Annotated in this window: 5 protein-coding genes; all 5 read left to right on the forward strand. The window is 47.2% G+C overall.

Translation table 11 applies throughout. The features are described 5' to 3' along the window. The first annotated feature begins 52 nt into the window (after positions 1-52). A complete protein-coding gene (locus Q0389_RS06515; protein ID WP_298692908.1) occupies positions 53-844 on the forward strand; it encodes a shikimate dehydrogenase in 792 nt (263 codons plus the stop codon). Between the two features lie 12 nt (positions 845-856). After that, positions 857-1,633 (forward strand): TOBE domain-containing protein, encoded by a 777-nt coding sequence (locus Q0389_RS06520; protein ID WP_298692910.1) that lies wholly within the window; start codon positions 857-859, stop codon positions 1,631-1,633. A gap of 276 nt (positions 1,634-1,909) precedes the next feature. Beyond that, on the forward strand, positions 1,910-2,326 hold the full coding sequence (locus Q0389_RS06525; protein ID WP_298692912.1) for a TOBE domain-containing protein: 417 nt from the start codon (positions 1,910-1,912) through the stop codon (positions 2,324-2,326). Between the two features lie 16 nt (positions 2,327-2,342). Next, positions 2,343-3,101, forward strand: a complete 759-nt coding sequence (gene modA, locus Q0389_RS06530) for a molybdate ABC transporter substrate-binding protein (protein ID WP_298692913.1) — start codon at positions 2,343-2,345, stop codon at positions 3,099-3,101. Between the two features lie 9 nt (positions 3,102-3,110). Next, the coding region (locus tag Q0389_RS06535) for an OprD family outer membrane porin (RefSeq protein WP_298692915.1) at positions 3,111-4,440 on the forward strand (1,330 nt) is incomplete at its 3' end.

A 4,440-nucleotide genomic window follows, 5' to 3' on the forward strand; every position in this document is an offset into this window, starting at 1 on the left:
CCAATAAACTCGGTGCGCTGACCAGTACACTGGAAGATCTGGCCAAGCCGCAATGAGACTCTTCAGCATTTTCGGCGATCCTGTCAGCCATTCACGTTCGCCGTTGATGCACAATAGCGTTTTTAACTCTCTCGACATCGATGCCTGCTATACCCGTACCGAACTTAAAGACGGAGAAAAACTCCGAGAAGTCTTCCTCCAAAAAGGGCTGAGCGGTGCGAACGTCACCGTTCCGCACAAAGAAGCGGCTTTCCGTGCCTGCGACGAAGTACGCGGTATTGCCAGAACCATCCAAGCCGTCAATACACTCGTCTATCAGGATGGAAAGTTGATCGGTTACAATACGGATGCCGAGGGCTTTATGCGGGCTATCGAATCGTTCGGCCCGATCTGCACCGCATTGATCATCGGAGCCGGAGGAACGGCCCGCGCTCTCTCCATTGCCCTGCGCCAAGGCGACATTACGCCGACGGTTCTCAACCGCTCCGCAAACAGACTCGATTATTTCAAGGCAGAAGGGATCGATACCTATCTTTGGGAAGATTTTCGTGCCTCTTCTTATGATCTGATTATCAATACGACCTCTGCGGGGCTCACGGACACCGAACTTCCCATTCCGCGATCGCTGCTTATCGAGCTTCTCTCCCAAGCCAAAGGGGCAGTGGATGTCATCTACGGTAAAGAGACGCCGTTTTTGCGGGAAGTCAAACTAAGCGCTCTTCCGTATAAAGACGGTTCAGATATGCTGCTCGCTCAGGGAGTTCTCGCCAATTATCTTTTTTTAAACGGCGAATATCCTACCGAACAGATCGAACCGCCGATGAAATACAGCTTTTTGCTTTAAAAGAGAGAAATTATGAAAATAGACGGACGATTTTGGCTGACAAAAGACGGACAAAGCTTTTTGGGGACGGGACGAATCGAGTTATTAGAGCGGATCGATAAAATCGGTTCGATCCATGCGGCAGCCAAAGAGATGAAAATGAGTTATAAGGCGGCTTGGGAGCGGATTAACGGAATGAACGCCCTCTCGGATCAGCCCTTGATCGAACGAACTACCGGGGGACGCGGAGGCGGAGGGACGAAACTCACCCCATATGCACGAGAACTGATTGCTACTTTTCATCGCTTGAACGAACTTCACCGCCAATTCATCGACCGTTTTTCCGAAGCGGGAAATGATCCCGAACGTCTTGCACGAATATTGAGCCGTACCTTTCTCACTACCAGTGCACGGAATCAGCTTCCGGCTACTCTTTCATCCGTTGAAGTCAGCGGTTTACATGCCACACTTACGCTGGCGCTGAGCGGTTCGGACGTCCTGACATCAACAATCACTGCCAAGTCTGTCTATAACATGGGATTGACCGAAGGGTGCGATCTCTACGCTATCATCAAATCTAGCGACATCCATATCGCTTCGGAACGCCCTTCTACCGATACGACCGACAATATCCTCTCCGGAACGATTGAATCGTTGGAATCTTCAGGAGACAATATCGAGATTGCTCTGCGTCTCAGCGGAGGGACTCTTCTCATCGCCCTCGAACAACGGGACTCTCTCCATCATTTCCAAGTAGGAATGGGTGCCTACGCGATTATCTCGCCGTTACATATCATCATCGGGCTCTAAGTTCTCGTGTTAGAGCCGATAGTATTTCTCCTCTACCCGCTCAGTGCTTCGTTTAAAGAATATTTCAAACATATAAAAACGATATAAAATCCACAACATCAAACTTCCTCTTTTATAACACTTTATTATTAATAATCGGACAATTTTAAGGATTTTTTCTTATAATTCGCTATATCTTACAAAACATAACGAAAATGTCGTACTTTTGCGAGAACTCTTTTTGCAATAATTCGATCGTGTATTCGTTATATCTTTTGAGATACTAAGGAGCTTTTCATGATCACCTCTGCTCGTAACACTTTATATGGTACGGTCGACTCCGTCATTACCGGAGCAGTCAACTCTGAAGTCGTTCTCTCTGTCGGAACGGAAAAAATTGTTGCTACTCTGACCAACGAATCGGTCAAGCATCTCGATATTGCCATCGGCAGCAGTGCTTATGCTCTGATTAAATCGAGCTCTATTATTTTGGCAAAGATCAAACCCCTGCGTATCAGCGCACGCAATGTCATCAAGGCAAGCGTCACCGATGTCGTAGCAGGTGCGGTCAATTCCGAAATAAAAATGGTCATCGGCAATACCGAACTGACCGCCATAATAACCAATGAATCGTGCGAAGAGCTGATGATTAAAAAAGATGATGAAGTATACGCAATTTTTAAAGCATCCAGCGTTATTGTCGGCATGCTCTAATACCTAAGGAGAAAAAATGAAACTGTTAAAACTGGTACTTACGTCGCTCGCTTTTGCTTCGGCACTCGCTGCGCAAACCATCACTGTTGCCGCTGCGGCCAATATGAAGTACGCGGTAGCCGATATCGCCAAAGCATTTACCCAAGAAAGCGGTATCGAGGTTAAAGTCATTACCGGAGCATCGGGGAAATTGACGCAGCAAATCATGAGCGGCGCACCGTATGATGCATTTTTATCGGCCGACGTCGAATTTCCTGGAAAATTGGTACAAGGAGGCTTTACGACGACACCTGCTCAGGTATATGCGTACGGAACGCTTGTATTATGGACCAATACGGGAGCCGATCTCTCTAAAGGGGTAGCCGTCGTGACCGATCCTGCCGTCAAAAAAATTGCAGTTGCCAATCCGCGCACCGCACCGTATGGTACCGAAGCGATGAATACCATGAAGTTTTACAAAGTAGCCGATGCCGCTTCTAGCAAAATCGTTACGGCTGAATCAATCTCCCAAGTAGGTAGCTACGTTACGACCAAAGCCGTCGATGTCGGCTTTATGGCTAAATCGATCGTCCTCTCTCCGGAAATGAAGAATGTAGGGCAATGGGTCGAAGTCGATCCAAAATCGTATAACACGATCGATCAGGCAATGGTAGGACTCAAAAACGGTTCACCGGCTAATCAAATTGCGGCAAAGAAATTTTTACGTTTTATGTCATCACCGAAAGTACTTGAAATTTTAAAAGCGAGCGGGTACGGCATACCTGCGGCGAAATAAGGATATCCCATGTCTAAACTAAGTTTAACGGCAGCATTGCTTTTGGGGTCGGCAGTTTTTGCTCATGCCGCGGATGATTTGCTCAGTGCATTCAAAGAAGGAAAACTCGACGGACGTCTAAGAGCACAATACTTCTATACCGATTGGGATGATGATTCAAAAGACAGTGCAAAAGGATTTGCGGTCGGAGGAAGTTTAATCTATAAAACCGCTCCACTCTATGGTTTCAGCTTCGGAACAGGTCTTTATACGACTCAAAATCCGGGTGATTGGACGGATCCTGAAGACGGCGCAACTGCCGCTACTGCCAAAGATCTTTTCTCAAGAGACCCAGGAGATGCATACGGTGACGGTTATGCCGTTCTGGGACAAGTTTATCTGCAATACGATATTGCTAAAAGCAAAATCAAAGGCGGACGCTTTTTGATGACCAATCCATGGATTAATCCAAACGACACAAAAATGATTCCGATAGCGATAGAGGGGGGGCAGTTCATCTCTAACGATCTACCGAATACAACCATTCAAATCGATTATGCCGACCAAATCAAAGAGCGCGGTAAAAGTTTCTTCGGCAACATGGCCGACACGGGTGACACGCCGACAAAAATCAGTGCCTGTTATAAAACCCATTACGGAACCGTACCCGGTACACACGGCGACGCACCGGATGTCTCGATTGTAGGGATAACGAACAAATCGATCGATAATCTCGAACTTCAAGGATGGGTGATGCACTGGCCTGACTTGGTCGACCAGTTCATGTTTGAAGCCAATTATGCTCTTGAAGCGGGCGATGTCATCCTCACCTTCGGCGGACGCTATCTCGTCCAAAATGATCAGGGTGCAGGCGATATCATTTTGCCGAAAACAAACAACCATGATAGTGATAACAGCATTGACTCAAATCTTTGGGCATTGCGTGCTATCGCCGATTACCGTGCAGCCAAATTTCTCTTATCAATGTCTAAAACGGATTCTGACGGGGATATTCTTGCTCCTTGGCGCGGTTTCCCGACACAAGGATATACCCGCAGCATGACCCAAACCGACTGGAATGCGAATACCAAATCGTATAAAGCGGAATTTGACTATGACTACAGTGCCATGGTTCCCGGACTAAGCACTTTGCTCAGTTATGCATGGTACGACCGTGACCCGACGAAAAAGCCATACCAAAGCATGACGGACCGCGGATATCAAAACGGGGATACTCGCCAATGGAACTTCGACATCATTTACAAGCTTTCTGGAAGTTGGAAAGGGACGGAGCTTAAAGCACGTCTGATGGATCAAAACAATGAAAAAACGGCGCTTTATACGGCAGAAACATCTAACC

This window comes from uncultured Sulfuricurvum sp. (assembly GCF_937936435.1).
Lineage (GTDB): Bacteria > Campylobacterota > Campylobacteria > Campylobacterales > Sulfurimonadaceae > Sulfuricurvum.